At 65.7% G+C, this 16009-nt stretch carries 14 protein-coding genes; 6 read left to right on the forward strand and 8 right to left on the reverse strand.

What is annotated here, in order from left to right; all coding sequences use genetic code 11:
• Positions 1–298 precede the first annotated feature (298 nt).
• Positions 299–1465, reverse strand: a complete 1167-nt coding sequence (locus tag HMI57_RS04275) for a mandelate racemase/muconate lactonizing enzyme family protein (RefSeq protein ID WP_171584708.1) — start codon at positions 1463–1465, stop codon at positions 299–301.
• 112 nt (positions 1466–1577) lie between these two features.
• On the opposite strand from HMI57_RS04275, the gene HMI57_RS04280 reads away from it, so the two are divergent.
• The 4 genes from HMI57_RS04280 to HMI57_RS04295 all read left to right on the forward strand — a co-directional run bounded on the left by HMI57_RS04280 (position 1578) and on the right by HMI57_RS04295 (position 5379).
• A complete protein-coding gene (locus HMI57_RS04280; protein ID WP_171584709.1) occupies positions 1578–2231 on the forward strand; it encodes a GntR family transcriptional regulator in 654 nt (217 codons plus the stop codon).
• A gap of 121 nt (positions 2232–2352) precedes the next feature.
• Complete coding sequence (locus HMI57_RS04285) at positions 2353–3534, forward strand: mandelate racemase/muconate lactonizing enzyme family protein (RefSeq protein WP_171584710.1); 1182 nt, start codon at positions 2353–2355, stop codon at positions 3532–3534.
• Entirely contained in the window at positions 3531–4238 is a 708-nt protein-coding gene (locus HMI57_RS04290) for a FadR/GntR family transcriptional regulator (RefSeq protein ID WP_171584711.1), read from the forward strand. The genes HMI57_RS04285 and HMI57_RS04290 overlap by 4 nt, the downstream gene beginning before the upstream one ends.
• Positions 4231–5379: an acetylxylan esterase gene (locus HMI57_RS04295; RefSeq protein ID WP_171584712.1), complete on the forward strand. Its 1149-nt coding sequence runs from the start codon at positions 4231–4233 to the stop codon at positions 5377–5379. Before HMI57_RS04290 ends, HMI57_RS04295 begins: the two co-directional genes overlap by 8 nt.
• A 3-nt stretch (positions 5380–5382) precedes the next feature.
• On the opposite strand, the gene HMI57_RS04300 is transcribed toward HMI57_RS04295, so the two are convergent.
• Positions 5383–6027: a hypothetical protein gene (locus HMI57_RS04300; protein ID WP_171584713.1), complete on the reverse strand. Its 645-nt coding sequence runs from the start codon at positions 6025–6027 to the stop codon at positions 5383–5385.
• A gap of 248 nt (positions 6028–6275) precedes the next feature.
• Between HMI57_RS04300 and HMI57_RS04305 the strand changes: the two genes are divergently transcribed.
• The gene (locus HMI57_RS04305) at positions 6276–7316 is read left to right on the forward strand and encodes a LacI family DNA-binding transcriptional regulator (RefSeq protein ID WP_171584714.1); all 1041 of its coding nucleotides are present in this window, start codon (positions 6276–6278) and stop codon (positions 7314–7316) included.
• A gap of 7 nt (positions 7317–7323) precedes the next feature.
• On the opposite strand, the gene HMI57_RS04310 is transcribed toward HMI57_RS04305, so the two are convergent.
• The 6 genes from HMI57_RS04310 to HMI57_RS04330 are packed head-to-tail and all read right to left on the reverse strand — an operon-like array spanning position 7324 to position 14782.
• Positions 7324–8859: an alpha-N-arabinofuranosidase gene (locus tag HMI57_RS04310; protein WP_171584715.1), complete on the reverse strand. Its 1536-nt coding sequence runs from the start codon at positions 8857–8859 to the stop codon at positions 7324–7326.
• A gap of 57 nt (positions 8860–8916) precedes the next feature.
• A complete protein-coding gene (locus HMI57_RS04315; RefSeq protein ID WP_346655134.1) occupies positions 8917–10890 on the reverse strand; it encodes a beta-galactosidase in 1974 nt (657 codons plus the stop codon).
• A 41-nt stretch (positions 10891–10931) separates the two neighbouring features.
• The gene (locus tag HMI57_RS19475) at positions 10932–11567 is read right to left on the reverse strand and encodes a hypothetical protein (RefSeq protein ID WP_346655135.1); all 636 of its coding nucleotides are present in this window, start codon (positions 11565–11567) and stop codon (positions 10932–10934) included.
• Between the two features lie 2 nt (positions 11568–11569).
• Entirely contained in the window at positions 11570–12475 is a 906-nt protein-coding gene (locus HMI57_RS04320) for a carbohydrate ABC transporter permease (RefSeq protein ID WP_171584717.1), read from the reverse strand.
• Positions 12472–13458 carry a sugar ABC transporter permease gene (locus HMI57_RS04325; protein ID WP_171584718.1) on the reverse strand — a complete coding sequence of 329 codons (987 nt, stop codon included), beginning with the start codon at positions 13456–13458 and terminating at the stop codon, positions 12472–12474. Before HMI57_RS04325 ends, HMI57_RS04320 begins: the two co-directional genes overlap by 4 nt.
• A gap of 28 nt (positions 13459–13486) precedes the next feature.
• Positions 13487–14782, reverse strand: a complete 1296-nt coding sequence (locus HMI57_RS04330; protein ID WP_171584719.1) for an extracellular solute-binding protein — start codon at positions 14780–14782, stop codon at positions 13487–13489.
• Positions 14783–14972: 190 nt separating this feature from the next.
• On the opposite strand from HMI57_RS04330, the gene HMI57_RS04335 reads away from it, so the two are divergent.
• Complete coding sequence (locus HMI57_RS04335) at positions 14973–15956, forward strand: acetylxylan esterase (protein ID WP_171584720.1); 984 nt, start codon at positions 14973–14975, stop codon at positions 15954–15956.
• Positions 15957–16009 lie beyond the last annotated feature (53 nt).

Genomic DNA, 16009 nt, shown 5'->3' on the forward strand with positions numbered 1-16009 from the left:
TCTTCTCAGCATCAGTCAGCTTCCGCTTAGGACCCTTCGGCCCCCGCTTCATCTGGGAAAGTTCACCTAACGCAGACATAACCCGTCCTTACCGGCCGCCGGGGAAAGTGAGCGGGAGTAGCAGTCGGTTTCCGATCTGGCACCGTACCCATTCCGTCTCCTATCGAATCGTCATTGGTTCTCATGGTTGCAAGCGATCTGAGAAAACGGTTTCTCAGGCGGCCTTAGTAGACAATAACGTGTGACGTGGCGCACGTCAAGGAAAGCGGTTTCCAACCGATCAAGCCGGCGACATATATCAGCCGTGCAGCGCGAGGAGGTGCTTGTAGAACGCTGATTTGAGTTCGAACCCGATCCCCGGCGCCTCGGTGGGACGGGCCCGGCCGCCCTGGACCACGGTTTCGTCGGCAAAGCCGCCCGTCGGGAAAAATTCGCCGGGGTACGATTCGTTGCCTCCCAGCTTGAGAGCCGCGGCAATGTGCAGGGCGAACTGATGCCCACCGTGTGGGATGCAGGACCGCGGGGACCACCCGTACTCGGGCAGCAGTGCCTGGATCCGCAGATACTCCACCAGGCCGTACCCGAGGACGGGGTCGAACTGGAGAATATCCTGGTCCGGTCGCATGCCGCCGTAACGCAACAGGTTGCGGGCGTCCGGCAATGAGAAGAGGTTCTCACCGGTGGCCATCGGGTGGGGATACCGTCCCCCGAGGGTGGCCTGCAGCTGGTAGTCCAGCGGGTCGCCCACTTCCTCGTACCAGAACAGGTTGTACGGGGCGATTGCGTCGGCGTAGGTGAGCGCCGTCTCGAGGTCGAAGCGTCCGTTCACGTCCACCGCAAGGTTCTGACCGCTTCCTACCACCTCGATGGCCGCTTCGATCCGTCGCAGATCCTCTGCCAGGCTCGCCCCGCCGATCTTCATCTTGGCTACCGTGTAACCGAGGCCAAGGAATTTTCTCATCTCGTCCTGGAGTTCAGGGAGTCCCTTGCCCGGTGCGTAGTACCCGCCGGCCGCGTAGACAAACACGTCCTCGTCGGGGGAACCGTCACCGTAGTTCTCCGAGAGGTAGCGGTAGAGCGGCTTGTCCTCGATTTTGGCAGCAAGGTCAAAGAGCGCCATGTCGAGAACGCCGACGGCGACAGAGCGTTCACCATGGCCACCTGGCTTCTCGTTCTGCATCACGATGTCCCAGATCTTCTCGGGCGAGAAGTTGGTGCCGTCCTCACGAAGGATGTCGTTCGGGTCTGCAGCCATCAGGCGGGGAATCACGCGGCGGCGGAGGATATCGCTTGCGCTGTACCGGCCGTTGGAATTGAATCCATAGCCCACCAGCGGCTTGCCGTCGCGGATCACGTCGCTGACCACCGCGATGATCGACACGTCCATGGTGCTGAAGTCGACCCAGGCGTTGCGCATGGTCGAGCTGATGGGCAGGGTTCCCTCGTGGATGGAAACGATCTTCATAATGAACCTCCAGTGTTATAAGTTATAACTTGAGCCGGACGCTACCGGGCTGTTTGGGCAGTTGTCAACGGCACTGCGCCGAAGATCGGCGCTATCAGGAGAGAATGTTGCAGTGATCTACAAAACCAAAAGCGACCTCGCCTACGCCGAAGTCCGGCAACGGATCCTGTCGGGTGCTATCCCGCCCGGTTCGCTGTTGCCGCAGCGACAACTGGCCGAGTCCCTGGGGATGAGCCTGACCCCGCTGCGGGAGGCGCTCAAGCGACTGATGTCCGAGGGCCTCGTGGAACTGGAAAGCCACCGTGATGCGCGAGTGTCCGCGATCAGCTCCCAGGAAATCAACGATTTCATGGATCTGCGCCTCGCCCTGGACCCGTTCGCCACCGCACTGGCCGCCGAACGTCACACCGACGCTGACGCGGCAGCCATGAAAGAGTCCTTCTCACGATTGCTGCCGGTGACCCGCGACCAGGGTGACGCCGCCCTCACGGCGCATCGGGATTTCCACGAGGCAATCTACCGCGGGTCCCACAACCCGCGCCTGATCCACCTGCTCGATGAAATCTGGGACCTCTCGGATCGATACCGCCGCCTCGGCCTCTCGTTGCCGGAAAGCAGCGCGTCCCGTGAGCAGGATCACGAGGAGCACGAGGACCTCCTGCGACTGGTCCTGGCCCGCCGCGGCGAGGACGCGCACCGGCTGATGGAAGGCCACGTGCGGCGTAGCGTCATCGGGCTGGCGGCAGAGGGTCTCGCCGGCAACTAGCAACAACCGGATGGGACCCCGCCTGACAGAAGTGGTACCACTGGTGGCCTGTCACTACTTGTATGACAAGTTCGCTACTTGTACTATGTGTGAAAATACTTCCAACGGCGGGACACCCACCATGAGCACACTTCAGCACGCAACCGACCCGCTGGCCGCGGTATCAGGCGGCGCAGCGACCACCGACCGGATTCGGCACGTGAAGCTCTCCACGCTGACCCTCCCGCTCACCACCGCGATCAGCGATGCCAAGGTGCTGACGGGTCGCCAGAAGCCAATGACTGAAATTGTCTTCCTCTTCGCCGACATCCGCTCCGAACAGGGTCATCACGGCACGGGTTTCAGCTACTCCAAACGGGCCGGTGGACCCGCCCAGTACGCGCACGCCAGGGAGGTGGCCGACAACCTGCTGGGGGAAGACCCCAGCGACATCGGTCGCGTCTACCAGAAGCTGCTCTGGGCTGGTGCGTCGGTGGGACGAAGCGGAGTCGCAACCCAGGCGATCGCGGCCCTGGACATCGCCCTTTACGACCTGTTGGCGAAGCGGGCCGGGCTACCGCTGGCGAAACTGCTGGGTGCCTACCGGGACTCGGTAAGAACTTACAACACCTCCGGAGGCTTTCTGCAGGCCTCGATCGATGAGGTGAAGGAGCGGGCAACCGAGTCGCTGGAGGACGGTATCGGTGGCATCAAGATCAAGGTGGGCCACCCCGATTCAGCCGTTGACCTGTCACGCGTCGCCGCACTCAGGGAACACCTCGGTCCGTCAGTCCCCCTGATGGTGGATGCCAACCAGCAATGGGACCGGCCCACCGCCATGCGGATGGGGCGCACGCTCGAGCAGTTCAACCTCACCTGGATCGAGGAGCCCCTCGATGCTTACGACGCCGAGGGTCACGGCCAGCTGGCCCACGCCCTGGACACCCCGATCGCGACAGGTGAGATGCTTTCCAGCGTCAGCGAGCACATCAACCTCATCACCCACCGAGCGGCCGACATCATCCAACCCGATGCACCACGCATTGGCGGAATTACGCCGTTCCTGCGGCTCGCGGCCCTGGCCGACCAGGCTGGCCTGCAACTGGCGCCCCACTTTGCCATGGAGATTCACCTGCACCTGGCCGCGGCCTACCCACGGGAGCCATGGGTGGAACACTTCGAGTGGCTGAACCCGCTCTTCAACGAACGGTTGGAAACCGTCAATGGACGGATGATCGTGCCGAACCGCCCGGGCTTGGGGTTCACCCTCAGCGAGCAGGCTGCCGCGTGGACCACCGATTCGGTCGAGTTCGGCGTGCGATGACGGCTCTCGCCACCCGGCTCGTTGACGAACTGCGGCAAAGCATCCTCGATGGACTGCTGGTGCCAGGCGACAAGCTCCCCTCCGAGTCAGCGCTGGAGAAGCAGTTCGCGGTCAGCCGGACGGTGGTGCGCGAGGCGCTCTCCCGCCTGCAGGCGTCCGGGCTGGTCGAAACCTACCGGGGTAAAGGGACCTTCGTGCTTACCAAGCCCACCGGTCAGCCGTTCACCGTCGAACCCGGCGGTATCCGCACCCATCAGGACCGGCTGGACCTCCTCGACTTCCGGATTGGGGTGGAAGGGGAGGCAGCGGCGCTGGCCGCCCGCCGCCACACCGCAGCCCAGCTTCGCTCCATCAGCGGGGCGCTCTCCGATTTCGGTGCCGCCGGGCAGTCCCCCCGGGCAGCCATCGAGGCGGACTTCGCGTTCCACCGCGGCATCGCCATCGCCTCCCATAACCGGTTCTACCTCGACCTGATCGCCTCCCTGGGGGCCTCGATGATCACCATGCCGCAGACGCGGCTGGCTCCCCAGGATGGCGTCGCCTCGGCCGCCGGCTTCGAGCTGGTGGGGGAAGAACATCTGGCGGTGTTCAACGCCGTGTCGGCTGGTGACGCGCAGGGCGCAGCAGCGGCGATGCGCACCCACCTCACCAATTCGCGCCTGCGGCTTTCACCCCACTCACCGCCGGCTGCCGCACATGGCTAAAGCCAGCGCCATCGGCGGGTACGAGGACTGGCCAGCGTTCATGACCAGTCGGAGACGGTTCGCCCCCACCTCCGCAGACAGCGAGCGCGTGGCCAATGTGGTGGGAGTGCCGGCACTGCCAGCGCCCGATGATTCGGCCTACACCGTCACGCGAAGTGAAGAGTCGGTAGTTGGGGGTGTGCGGGTGAGCCGCCTGAGCTGGCAACTGCCCTTCGGGCCGCCCACCTCAGCGCGGCTGGTGACTCCGCTGCACCACGAGGGACGATTGCCCGGCCTGTTGTGGATGCACTGCCATGGCGGCAACAAGTGGCTGGGGGGCGAGCGGCTGGTCGACCTCGGCCAGGCGACCGACCCTGACGTCGTCGCTCTCCAGCGGAAGCTGTACGAGGGCCGGGCCGTCGCCAATGACTTTGCCCGGGCGGGTTTCGCGGTCCTGGTGCACGATGCCTTCAGCTGGGGAAGCCGCGGGTTCGTGTTGGATCCGGCACCGGAGCGGGCGGGTGATGCCCTCCGCGCCGCCACCGCCCAGTGGACCGCCGACGGGGTCCGCCCCAGCCCGGAACTGACCTACAACACCCTGGCCGCCCAGCACGAGAATACGGTGGCGAAGGCGGCAGCGCTCCTGGGCACCAGCTACGCCGGGATGGTGGCATACGACGACCTGGTTGCCCTTGCCATCCTCCGGCAGCTCCCGGAAGTGGATCCGGACTGGGTCGGCGTCGGCGGCTTTTCCGGCGGCGGCGGGCGGGCACTGATGCTCGCAGCGCTGGATCAGCGGCTGACCGCCTGTGTGGTGTCATGCATGATGACCACTCATGAGTCGTTGTTCCCGGCGTACCTGGAGAGCCACTCATGGCTGCTGAGCACGCCGGGTCTCGCCGCCGTCTGCGACTGGCCAGCACTGTCATCCCTGGCTCCCACGACGCGCTTCCTCGTCCAGTACGCCCTTGACGACCCGCTCTTCCCCGTCGAGGGGATGCGTGACGCCGACAGGTTGCTCCGGGACCAGACGGACGCCGGGCCTGAGCACTACCGCGGCGCCTGGCACCCGGGTGGCCACATCTTCACCGCTGCGATGCTGGCGGAGGCCGGCGCCCACCTCAGCACTGCCCTGCAGGAGGGGCTACCCGGGATTTCCTGAGGGTTAGCTGCCAGGTCCCGGACCGGCGCCACGGCGGGGACGCACATTGACGGTGAGCACGGTGAACAGAAGACACCCCACCCCCGCGACGACCAGCGGGGAAAGCAGCCAGGCGATCACCCCGGCTACTGCGGCAACTGCGGCGATCAGCGCACCCCCAACCGGGTCACCGCTGGTCCGCCGCAGGCCCTCACGCACCGCCACCTTCCACCCTGTTTCCGGCGCCCAGTGAAAACCAACCTGCAATAGCGCGACCACCGTCGCGGCGATACCCAGGATGCCGACGCCAAGGATGACTGGCCACAGCACCAACACCTGCGTGGCGGCGAGGAAGCTGTTCAGCCCCAGGACAGCCGCGAGTGCCAGGGCGACCACCCCCACCAGGAGCCCTCCGGGCAGCGCGCGCAGGAAATCGGACCCATAACTGCGGACGGTGCTCCGCTCCGCGCGAAGATACCGGTTCAGGTGCCGGGTGCCGGCGGCGATCGCCGCCGGAAGAGTAATGATCGCCAGTCCTGCCAGCGTGGTGAGCACTCCCGCCCAGATCACCTGGGCGAACAACTCCACCCGGTTGGTGGCGCCGGGCCACTTCAGTTCGGTGCCATCGGGTTCCGGGGGCAGTGGCCGCGGCCGGCGGCGGCCGATCATGCCGCCCCGCGCTCGGTGAAATGCCGCCGCGCCCTGGTTGCTGACCTGCCGACTGCTGCCACACTGCAAGAAATCATAGTTACAGCATGACAGGCACTGGCGCGGCGGGAAAAGTGGGAGCAAGATGTCTAGAAAGCGCTTACCCTCAGTGTGCAGCACGGCTGTCCACACCAGGCGCGTGCAACAATGCTAAGGGCACCGGCTGGGGACGAGCGTCCAGCGGGCCATCGGAAGGATACGCCGCAGCAATGGAACCAGGCACCAACAAGCCGGCAGTAACACTCAACGATGTGGCGCTGGCCGCTGGAGTGTCGCTGGCAACCGCGTCCCGCTCCCTGAACGGGAGCGCCCGCAAAGTCAACGAGACCTACCGTCTGCGGGTGGTCGACGCCGCGCAGCGCCTCGGCTACATCCCCAACCTTTTCGCCCAGGCCGTCGCCAAGGGCACCACCACCACCGTCGCCCTGTTGGTCGCCGATATCTCGGACCCCTACTTCTCCACCATTGCGTCAGGGGTGATCAAAGCCGCAGAGACCGCGGGACTGGTGGTGACCATCGCGGTGACCGGCCGCAATCCGGAGCGGGAACTGGCAACGGTTCGCGCCCTCCGCGGGCAACGTCCCCGGGTGATGATCCTCGCCGGATCGCGGGTCGCCGGCTCCCCGCAGGAAGCCGAGCTGCGCCGGGAACTGTCGGCGTTCGAGGAAAACGGTGGCCGGGTCGCCTTCATCAGCCAGGACGCCTCACCGTTTGCCACCGTGTTGCTGGATAACCGCGGCGGCGCGCGTGCCCTCGCTGAATCCCTGGTCGGGCTGGGGTATCGCCGGTTTGCCGTCCTCGCCGGGCCGCCGGACATCGTTGCCGCCCAGGACCGGTTGCGGGGATTCCGCGACGCCCTGGCGGCCCATGACCTGGAGCTGGCCGACCGACACGTCATCCACACCGACTTCAACCGCGACGGCGGGTACCAGGGTGCCACCGAACTCGTCAGGAACGGACTCGACGACGTCGATCTGCTCTTCGCCGTAAGCGACGTGATGGCGATGGGCGCCATGTCGGCGCTCCGGGAGGCGGGCGTGGAACCCGGCCGGGATCTGGGCATCGCTGGCTACGACGATATTCCTACGGTCCGGGACATCACCCCTGCCCTCACCACTGTCCGTATCCCCCTCGAAGAGGTGGGACGCCGGGCGCTGGAGCTGTCCTTCGGCGTCGGTTCGGTTGCCGGAGCGGCCAACGGGCCGGTTGTCACCGAGGTCGTCTGCCGGGACAGCACCCCCCGCCGCTGAACCCGCGTCAGCCCAGGCGGGTCTCGATCTCAATGACGGACCAGGACAGGGCGGGCAGGCTCACCCGGACCTCCTGACCCCCTGCGGTGACATCCCGCAACGGTGTCATCCCCACGTGTTCACCCCGGGCCAGGTTGTTGGTGGTGAAGCGGTCCTGGCCCGCTGGCGTGCGCAGCACCTCCGCGCGGGTGACCCGCACAGCGTCCAGCCCGCGGAGGGTCAGTTCGACGTCGGCTGCTTCCTCCAACGACCGGTTGGCCAGGAAGAAGACCACCCGGCCGGTCTCCTCATTGAAGGTGGCGGCACCATCCACCAGGTCCGTGTCCCCGAAGCGTGCGTTCGTGTAACGGTCCGACTCGATGGTGAGCTGCAGGATCTGCCCCGTCGCCAGCTCGGCCATCCGGGCGAATGGCCAGAAGATGGTTTGCCGCCATGCGGGTCCACCCGCCTCGCTCCTGATGGGCGCGATCACATTGACCAGCTGTGCCTGGTTGGCGATCTTCACCCGGTCGCCGTGCCGGAGCAGCGAGTTCAGGAACGTCCCGACGACGACGGCGTCGGTCACGTTGTACTCGTCCTCAATCACCCGGGGGTGCTCGCGCCAGCCGAGGTTGCCCACCTGTTCGGGGCTGTCGGCGTCCCCGGGGCGGGAGTACCAGACGTTCCACTCGTCAAAGGACAGATTGATGTGTTTGCTGTGCTTGCCGCGGGCGCGGACCGCGTCAGCGGTGGCCACTACGGATTCGATGAACTGGTCCATGTCCCGCGCGCTGGCGAGGAAACTTCCGACGTCGCCGGCCTCCTCCTGGTAGTAGGCATGAAGGGAGATGTAGTCCACCTGGTCGTAGGTGTGGGCGAGGACTGTCTGTTCCCAGGCGCCGAAGGTCGGCATGTGGGCGTTGGAACTTCCGCAGGCGACGAGTTCCAGGGAGGGGTCTACCAGGCGCATCGCCTTGGCCGCCTCCTGGGCCAGGCGCCCGTATTCGTCGGCGGTCTTGTGGCCGATCTGCCAGGGTCCGTCCATCTCGTTTCCGAGGCACCACAGCTTGATGGCGAACGGGTCCTTGTGCCCGTTGGCCGCCCGCAGGTCCGAGAGGTAGGTGCCGCCAGGGTGGTTGGCGTACTCAACCAGCTCGCGGGCGGCATCGACACCGCGAGTGCCCAGGTTGATCGCCTCCATGATCTCCACCCCGGCCTGCCGCGACCAGTCGACGAACTCGTGGAGACCGAACACGTTGGTTTCGACAGTGTGCCAGGCGCCGTCCAGCCGGCGCGGGCGCTGCTCCACCGGGCCCATCCCGTCCTCCCAGTTGTACCCGGAGACGAAGTTACCGCCGGGGTAGCGCACCACCGTGGCGCCGAGCTCGCGGACCAGCTTCAGGACGTCCTGCCGGAAACCTGCCTCGTCGGCCTCGGGGTGGCCGGGCTCGTAGATCCCGCTGTAGACGCACCGCCCCATGTGCTCCACGAAGGAGCCAAACAGCCGACGGGGTACCTCGCCGATGGTGAAATCCCTGTCGATCACAATACGTGCGCGGGCCATGACTCTCCTCGTGTTGGGCGGTGATGCAGGCTGGCGGTTCAAATGCTGGTGGACCGTTCAGGGCCGGCGCAGCAGCGCGTACCCGAAGGACTCGAGGTGCACCTTGTCCACTGCCTCACCAGTCAAAAGGTTGGTTCCGGACACCTCGATGGCGACGGCGTCCGCGCCGTGGTTGATCAGGGTCGTCACTTCGCCACGCTGCGCGGCTTCAACGGTATCGGGCAGCCCCGCGAGCACGGGTTCGATGCCCGCGGTCGCGAAGACGTGTGCGCTCACCAGGCGTGCACCGTCGTCGTCAGGCACGGTGGCGAGATAGTAGGCCCGGCCTGCGCCGCTGACCCTGGTGGTGAACGCGGGTAGCCCCTGGGTACGGCCGCCGCTGAAGGTCGCCAGAACCTCGGCGTCGACGGTCGCGATCTCCTCCGCAAGGTACAGTCCGTCGAAGGTTGACTGGCCCAACGCCACCGGCGCGGTGCGTTGTCCGGGCCCCGACGATGCGGGCGGCACCAGCGCCCCGAAGTCCTCGAGGGTGATCCCGAGCAGGGGTCCCAACTGGGTGAGGAATCCGCCCTCACGGAAACGGTCGTGCTCGTCGACGATGTCGCTGAACGCTGTCACCAGCAGGTGACCGCCGCCCTGGACGAAGCCGGTAAGGTTCGCTGCACCGTCGTCCGTCAACAGATACAGCTGGGGTGCAACGACCACCGCGTAGTCCTCCAGCCCGGAGGTCGGGAGCACCAGGTCCACCTGGACGTGTTGGCGGTGGATGGCCCGATACCAGCCCTGCACGCACTCGACGTAGTCCAGGACCACCGGGTGGTCGGGGTTTTCCAGGGCCCACCAGTTCTCCCAGTCGAACACGATGGCCACGCGGGCATCCCGGGTGCCCGCGGGGAGCTCTGGCAGGGCGGCCAGCTCGAGGCCCAGGCCCTGCGCCTCACGCCAGGTGCGGGTGGAAGTGCCGGCGTGCGGCAGCATCGCAGAGTGGAACTTTTCGGCCCCGGCGCGGGACTGTCGCCACTGGAAGAACAGGATGCCGTCGGCGCCCCGGCCCACGCTCTGCATGCTGAGCGCCTGCATCTGCCCGGGTGCTTTCGGGGCGTTGCTGGGCCGCCAGTTCAGGGCATTGGTGGACTGCTCCATGAGGAGCCACGGCGTCCCGGGTTTCAGGGACCTCATCAGGTCCCGCTGGAACGCGCCAGCCCGGAAGCTTTCCGGGTCGTTGGGGTCGGGATAGCAGTCGTCGGAGATGACGTCCATCTCCTGCGCCCACTGCCAGTAGTTGGCTGGTTTGAAGGCGCCCATGAAGTTGGTGGTGATGGGCTGGCGCGCCCCGGCTGCCCGGATGATGTCGCGCTCCATCAGGTAGCACTGCAGGAGCATGTCGGAGGTGAACCGGCGGAAGTCGAGCAGCTGGCCGGGGTTGTGGCTGTAGGGCGCCTTGCGGGGTGGGTAAATGTGGTCAAACGATTCATAGTGCTGAGCCCAGAACCAGGTTCCCCAGGCCTCGTTCAGCGACTTAAGGGTTCCGTACCTAGCACGCAACCAGTCACGGAACGCGTCGCGCGCTGAGTTGGAGTAGTCCAGGTTGAGGTGGCAGCCGTACTCGTTGTTGACATGCCACAGCACCACCGCCGGGTGGTCAACGTACCGTTCGGCGAGCCGCTTCACCAGTTCACCGGCAAGCCGGCGGTACGTCGGCGACGACGGCGCATAGTGCTGCCGACTGCCGTGCCAGTACGTCGCACCGTTTTCGTCGGCGGCGAGGATCTCCGGGTAGGCAGCGGTCATCCATGGCGGCGGTGAGGCGGTCGCCGTCGCCAGATCCACGGCGATCCCTCCCTCGTGCAGCAGGTTGATGACCCGGTCGAGCCATCCGAAGTCGAAGACACCCTCCGCAGGCTGGATCCGCGACCAGGCGAAGATGCCCAGGCTCACCATGGTGACCGACGCCTCTCGCATCCGTTCGACGTCGTCCGGCCAGACGGATTCGGGCCACTGTTCAGGGTTGTAATCGGCGCCGTAGTGCACGGGAATGGTCCTTTCGACCTGGGGAGGGACGTGGGAAGAGGTTACTTCGCCGGACGCTCGCGTTCCTTGACGGCGAGCACCGCGAAAACAAGGCAGCCCAGGCCGGGCACCAGCAGTGGCAGCAGCTGCCAGGTCACGATACTGGTCAACAGCAGCGCGAGAACCAGCTGGATGATCGCTCCCGGATCGGTGATCAGTGACCTGGCGCCGTCCCGGAGGGCCCGCCTCCAGCCGTGCTCCGGGCTCCAGCGTGCCGCAGACTGCAACAGAATCAGCGCCACCAGCACCCCGGCGAGGGCTCCACCAGCGACTACCACCTGCCATCCGGGCAGCACCCGGGTGCCCGCCAGGAGGAGGTTGAAGGAGAGCACGACGGCCGCCGCCGTCGTCGCCAGGCCAACGATCCAGCCGGTGCGCAGTGCCGCGCCGAAGTCCGACCACCATTGGCCGATGGTTGAGCGGTCGGCCCGCAGGTAGCGGTGCAGGTGACGGGTGGACGCGGCAAGCGCAGCGGGCAGGGTGACGATCAGCAGGCCACCTGCGACGGTGAGCACGCCAATCCACAACACCTCGGCGAACAGCGCGAACTTCCCTTCGGCACCCGGCCACCTGAGTGTGGTGCCGTCGGGCAAGTCGCGCCGCTGACGCTGGTTGCGGCCGCCCCGGAGGCTGAGCACTGTCACCCCTTCAGGCCCTGGGTGGCAACCCCGGCCACGAGGAACCGCTGGAAGATGACGAAGAACAGCATCACCGGCAGGAGGGCGAGAACCGAGATCGCAACGGTCGCGCCGTAGTCGGAGGCACTGGATTGGTCGTTGAACACGCGCAGCGCCAACGGCAGCGGATAGTTCTCCGGCGAGTTGAGGTAGAGCAGCGGGCCGAGGAAGTCGTTCCAGCTCCAGATGAACGCGAAGATCGAGGAGGTGATCAGGGCGGGCTTGATCAGGGGGACGGTGATCGACCAGAAGATCCGCCAGTGCCCGCACCCGTCGATGCGGGCCGCCTCGTCCAGTTCCTTCGGCAGGTTCCTGATGAACTGGACAATCAGGAACACGAAGAATGCCTCGGTGGCGAGGAACTTGCCCACCAGCAGCGGGGCGAACGTGTCCACCATGCCGAGGTTCCGGAAGATCATGTACTGCGGGATGATCAGCACGTGGAACGGCAGGAGCAGCGTGCCGATCATCATGGCGAAGAACAGCGGCCGGCCCTTGAAGTTCAGGCGGGCGAACGCGTAGGCCGCCATCGATGAGGAGATCACCGTGCCGATGACCGCCCCGATACCAAGGATGGTGGAGTTCCAGAAGAACCTCCAGGTGGGGATGCCGGCGACACCCTCCATCACCTTGATGAAGTTGTCGAAGGTGGGGTTCTCGGGCAGCAGACCCTGGTTGGACCCGAACTCCGAGCTCGGCTTGAACGACGCGGAGATCATCCACACCAGTGGATACAGCACGACGACGGTCAGCAGCACGATGCCGACAATCCAGGCCACATTCGCTGCGGTCCGGCGGGGTGGCTGGCGACGCTTGTGAATGGGTTGCACCGGCGGGGGCGCGGTGGGGGTTGATTCGATGGTGCTCATTTGGTGTCACCTCCGTAGTGCACCCAGCTCTTGGAGGTGCGGAAGAGAATGAAAGCGAGGATGCCCACCGCGATCAGCAGAACCCAGGCCATCGCCGAGGCGTAGCCCATCTGATTGTTCGTGAACGCGCGGGTGTAGAGGTAGACGGTGTAGAAGTTGGTGGCGCCCGCGGGACCCCCGGAGCCTGAGCCGATGATGTAGGCGGATGCGAAAATCTGGAAGGCGCCGATCATCTCCAACAGCAGGTTGAAGAAGATCACCGGCGAGAGCATCGGCAGGGTGACGCTGATGAACTTCCGCCAGGCCTTCGCCCCATCCACCGACGCAGCCTCGTAAAGTTCGGCTGGCACCTGCTTCAGTCCGGCCAGGAAGATGACCATCGGTGCGCCGAACTGCCAGACAGCCAGCAGGATCATCATGGGCATGATCAGTGCTGGCACGCCGACCCAGCCACCCAGGTTGATCCCGAGGAAGCTGAGCCCGCTGTCAACCGGGCCCTCGGCGGAGAACATTGCCCGCCATACGATCGCGATGCTCACCGAGGCGCCGATGAGACTCGGTGCGTAGAACGCCGAGCGGAAGAAACCGGACCCCTTCGACTTGTAGTTCAGCAGCATCGCGACGCCCAGGGCGGCCGCCAGCTTGATCGGTGTCCCCACCAGTACATAGATGAGGGTGATCTGGACCGAGCCCCAGAACACGGTGTCGCCGGCCATCCGTTCGAAATTCGCCAGGCCTGACCATTCGGGGGCAGTGAAAAGGTTGTAGTCGGTGAAAGCCAGATAGAGGGAGAACAGCATGGGGCCCAAGGTCAAGGCGAAGAGTCCCACCAGCCAGGGGGCGAGGAAGGCGTACCCGGCGACCGTCTCCGAATTGCCCTTGCGTTTGGGGTGCCCGCCCGCCCGGCGGTTGCCCGCCGGACGGGCGCCGGGTTCGGCGGTTGTGCGGGTGTTTTGTGGCGCTGGCGCCGATCCCGTGGTCATCACACTGCTCCTAGGCTCTACGGTCGGTTCAGCTGCCGAGGGTGACAGCGACCTCGTCGAAGAACTGCTGTGCAGCTTCCTCCGGCGTGATGGCTCCCAGACCGATTGAGGTACCGAGCGTGAGGAAGGTGTTCTCCAGCGCGCCGTAGCCGACGACGGGCGCGGCGGGAGGGTCTCCGATGCGGTCAGCGACGGAGTCGAGGTATTCCTTGACCCCCAGATCCGGCCCTTCGAGGCTTGCCCCTTCCAATGCGGTTTCCGAGGCGGGAACGCCGAGGCTGGCCCCAAAGATTGCGCCGACCTCCGGGCTGTTGATCAGGAACTCGACGAACGCCACTGCAGCTTCGGGGTGCTCGGTGCCCGCGGAAACCGCGTGCAGCATGCTGGGCTTCTGGTACAGGTCCTTGACCGAGGGGTCGCTGGTGGGCGGCGCCAGGATGGTCAGGTCCTCGGCGCCGGTGTCGCCGAGGTAGCCGCCCATGAAGTTGGACCAGGTCATTTCGCTTGCGGTGAGGTTGGACCCGAAGCCTGACTTCGGGGCAACCTCTTCCAGCTGGCGGGCGGGGATGGTGACGTTGTCGCGCAAGCCCTGGGCGCTGCTCCAGAATTCGGCAAGCTCCTCCTGGGTGAAGTTCAGTTCTCCCTCGTCGGTGAACAGCTCACGGCCTTCCTGGCGCATCTGCAGTTCAAGGTTCTGGATGCGGCCGGTGTAGTCGGTGCCGCCGTAGACCTCTCCCCCGGACGCCTCGGTGACGCTGGTCATATACGCGTCGTAGTCCTCCCAGGACGTGCCGCCTTCATATCCGGTAGCACCTGTTTCCTCAAGCACTGCCGGATTCTCGAAGAGGGACCAGGCGTTGTAGCCGGTGGGGACGGCGAGGGTCTGATCCTCGAGCCGACCGGTGGCCATCAGCGTCTCGTCGATGCCATCGGTGGTCAGGCCGTTGCCCTCGTATTCGGTGAGGTCAAGCAGCACGCCGTTCTCGCCGTACTGGCGAAGGTAGCTGTAGTCGAACTGCATGACGTCGGGCAGGCCGCCACCGGCAGCCTCGGTCTGGCGCTTCTCCCAGTACGCAGGGAAGTCCATGAAGGTGCCGTTGACGTCAATGTTCGGGTTCTCATCCTCAAACAGGGCGATGGCTTCCTCGTAGCGGGAGGCACGATCCTCGTTGCCCCACCAGGTGAAGTTGAGGGTGACTTCCTCATTCGGGTCGGGGGTTCCGCCGGCGTCGCCGCCGTTGCCACCGCAGGCGGTCAGCATCAGAACCGCTGCGACCGTGACCGCTACGCCGGACCCGGCGCGTCGTGAAAATTTGTTGAACATCTTTGTCCTCCTGGGAACGGCTCAGATAACTGGTGAAGCTCTTCTGACCCGCTGGTACTATGACTTACATCACGGGGGAAAGCGCTCTCCGATGAGACTAAATTGAATCGTCTCAATTTGCAAGGCTTTGTTCTGAAATACTGTGATCCAAGACTCCTCCGAGACGACAACGAGCTAAGGAAACCGCTAGATGCCGCAGTTTGACCTCCCGCTCAGCGAGCTCCAGCAGTACCTCCCCGCCCGGAGTGAACCCGCGGATTTCGACGCCTTCTGGGAGAAGACCCTGGCCCAGGCCGCGTCCTTCACCCTTGATGCCCGCTTCGAGGAGGTCGACGCCGGATACTCGGAACTGGTGACCGAGGATGTCACCTTCGCTGGCTACGGGGGCCACCCCATCAAGGGGTGGCTGCTCCGGCCACGCTCCGCGACCGGGCCGCTGCCCACCGTGGTGACGTACATCGGATACGGCGGCGGCAGGAGCCTCCTCGGTGAGTGGACCGCCATCCCGAGCGCCGGCGTCGCGCACTTCGTGATGGACCTGCGGGGCCAGGGCGCCGGACACCGGAGCGGCGACACCCCCGACCCCGGCGTGGGTGGGCCGCACTTTGGCGGTCATCTGACGCTAGGTATCGATTCCCCTGAAACCTACTACTACCGCCGGCTGTTCACTGACGCGGTCCGCGCGGTGGAGGCTGCCCAGTCGCACGCCTTCGTGGACCGGGAGCGGGTGCTCATCTCGGGCGGAAGCCAAGGCGGCGCAATCGCGCTGGCCGCAGCCGCCCTGACACCCCTGCGGCTGGAGCACCCTCCGGTCGCCGCGATTGTCGACGTGCCGTTTCTCGCGCATGTTCGCAGGGCCACTGAACTGGTCAATACCGCCCCCTACAGCGAGCTGGTGCGCTACCTCGGGATCCAGCGCGGCCGCGAGGAGGAAGTCTTCGCGACGCTGGCCTATTTTGACGGGGTCAACTTCGCCGCCCGGGCGGGTATCCCGGCACTGTTCTCGGTGGGCCTGCTCGACGACATCTGCCCGCCGTCATGCGTGTACGCCGCCTACAACCACTACGCGGGGCCAAAGTCGATGAATGTCTTCCCGTACAACGGCCACGAGAACGGCGGACCCGCCCAGGCGGCCGAACACATCAGGTTCCAACGGGACGTCTTCTCCCGCTGAGCGGCCAGGCTCAGCTCCTCACGAGGAGCTGAGCCTGGCCGCCGGCAGGAAAG

The sequence above is a fragment of the Arthrobacter sp. 260 genome, from assembly GCF_013116745.1.
Lineage (GTDB): Bacteria > Actinomycetota > Actinomycetes > Actinomycetales > Micrococcaceae > Arthrobacter_D.

Bases quoted from the DNA above. Each gene is read 5' to 3' on its own strand.
- HMI57_RS04320 (WP_171584717.1), bottom strand. From the start codon at position 12,475: ATGAGCACCATCGAATCAACCCCCACCGCGCCCCCGCCGGTGCAACCC.
- HMI57_RS04295 (WP_171584712.1), top strand. From the start codon at position 4,231: ATGGCTAAAGCCAGCGCCATCGGCGGGTACGAGGACTGGCCAGCGTTC.
- HMI57_RS04330 (WP_171584719.1), bottom strand. From the start codon at position 14,782: ATGTTCAACAAATTTTCACGACGCGCCGGGTCCGGCGTAGCGGTCACG.
- HMI57_RS04335 (WP_171584720.1), top strand. From the start codon at position 14,973: ATGCCGCAGTTTGACCTCCCGCTCAGCGAGCTCCAGCAGTACCTCCCC.
- HMI57_RS04285 (WP_171584710.1), top strand. From the start codon at position 2,353: ATGAGCACACTTCAGCACGCAACCGACCCGCTGGCCGCGGTATCAGGC.
- HMI57_RS04290 (WP_171584711.1), top strand. From the start codon at position 3,531: ATGACGGCTCTCGCCACCCGGCTCGTTGACGAACTGCGGCAAAGCATC.
- HMI57_RS04305 (WP_171584714.1), top strand. From the start codon at position 6,276: ATGGAACCAGGCACCAACAAGCCGGCAGTAACACTCAACGATGTGGCG.
- HMI57_RS04275 (WP_171584708.1), bottom strand. From the start codon at position 1,465: ATGAAGATCGTTTCCATCCACGAGGGAACCCTGCCCATCAGCTCGACC.
- HMI57_RS04325 (WP_171584718.1), bottom strand. From the start codon at position 13,458: ATGACCACGGGATCGGCGCCAGCGCCACAAAACACCCGCACAACCGCC.
- HMI57_RS04310 (WP_171584715.1), bottom strand. From the start codon at position 8,859: ATGGCCCGCGCACGTATTGTGATCGACAGGGATTTCACCATCGGCGAG.
- HMI57_RS04300 (WP_171584713.1), bottom strand. From the start codon at position 6,027: ATGATCGGCCGCCGCCGGCCGCGGCCACTGCCCCCGGAACCCGATGGC.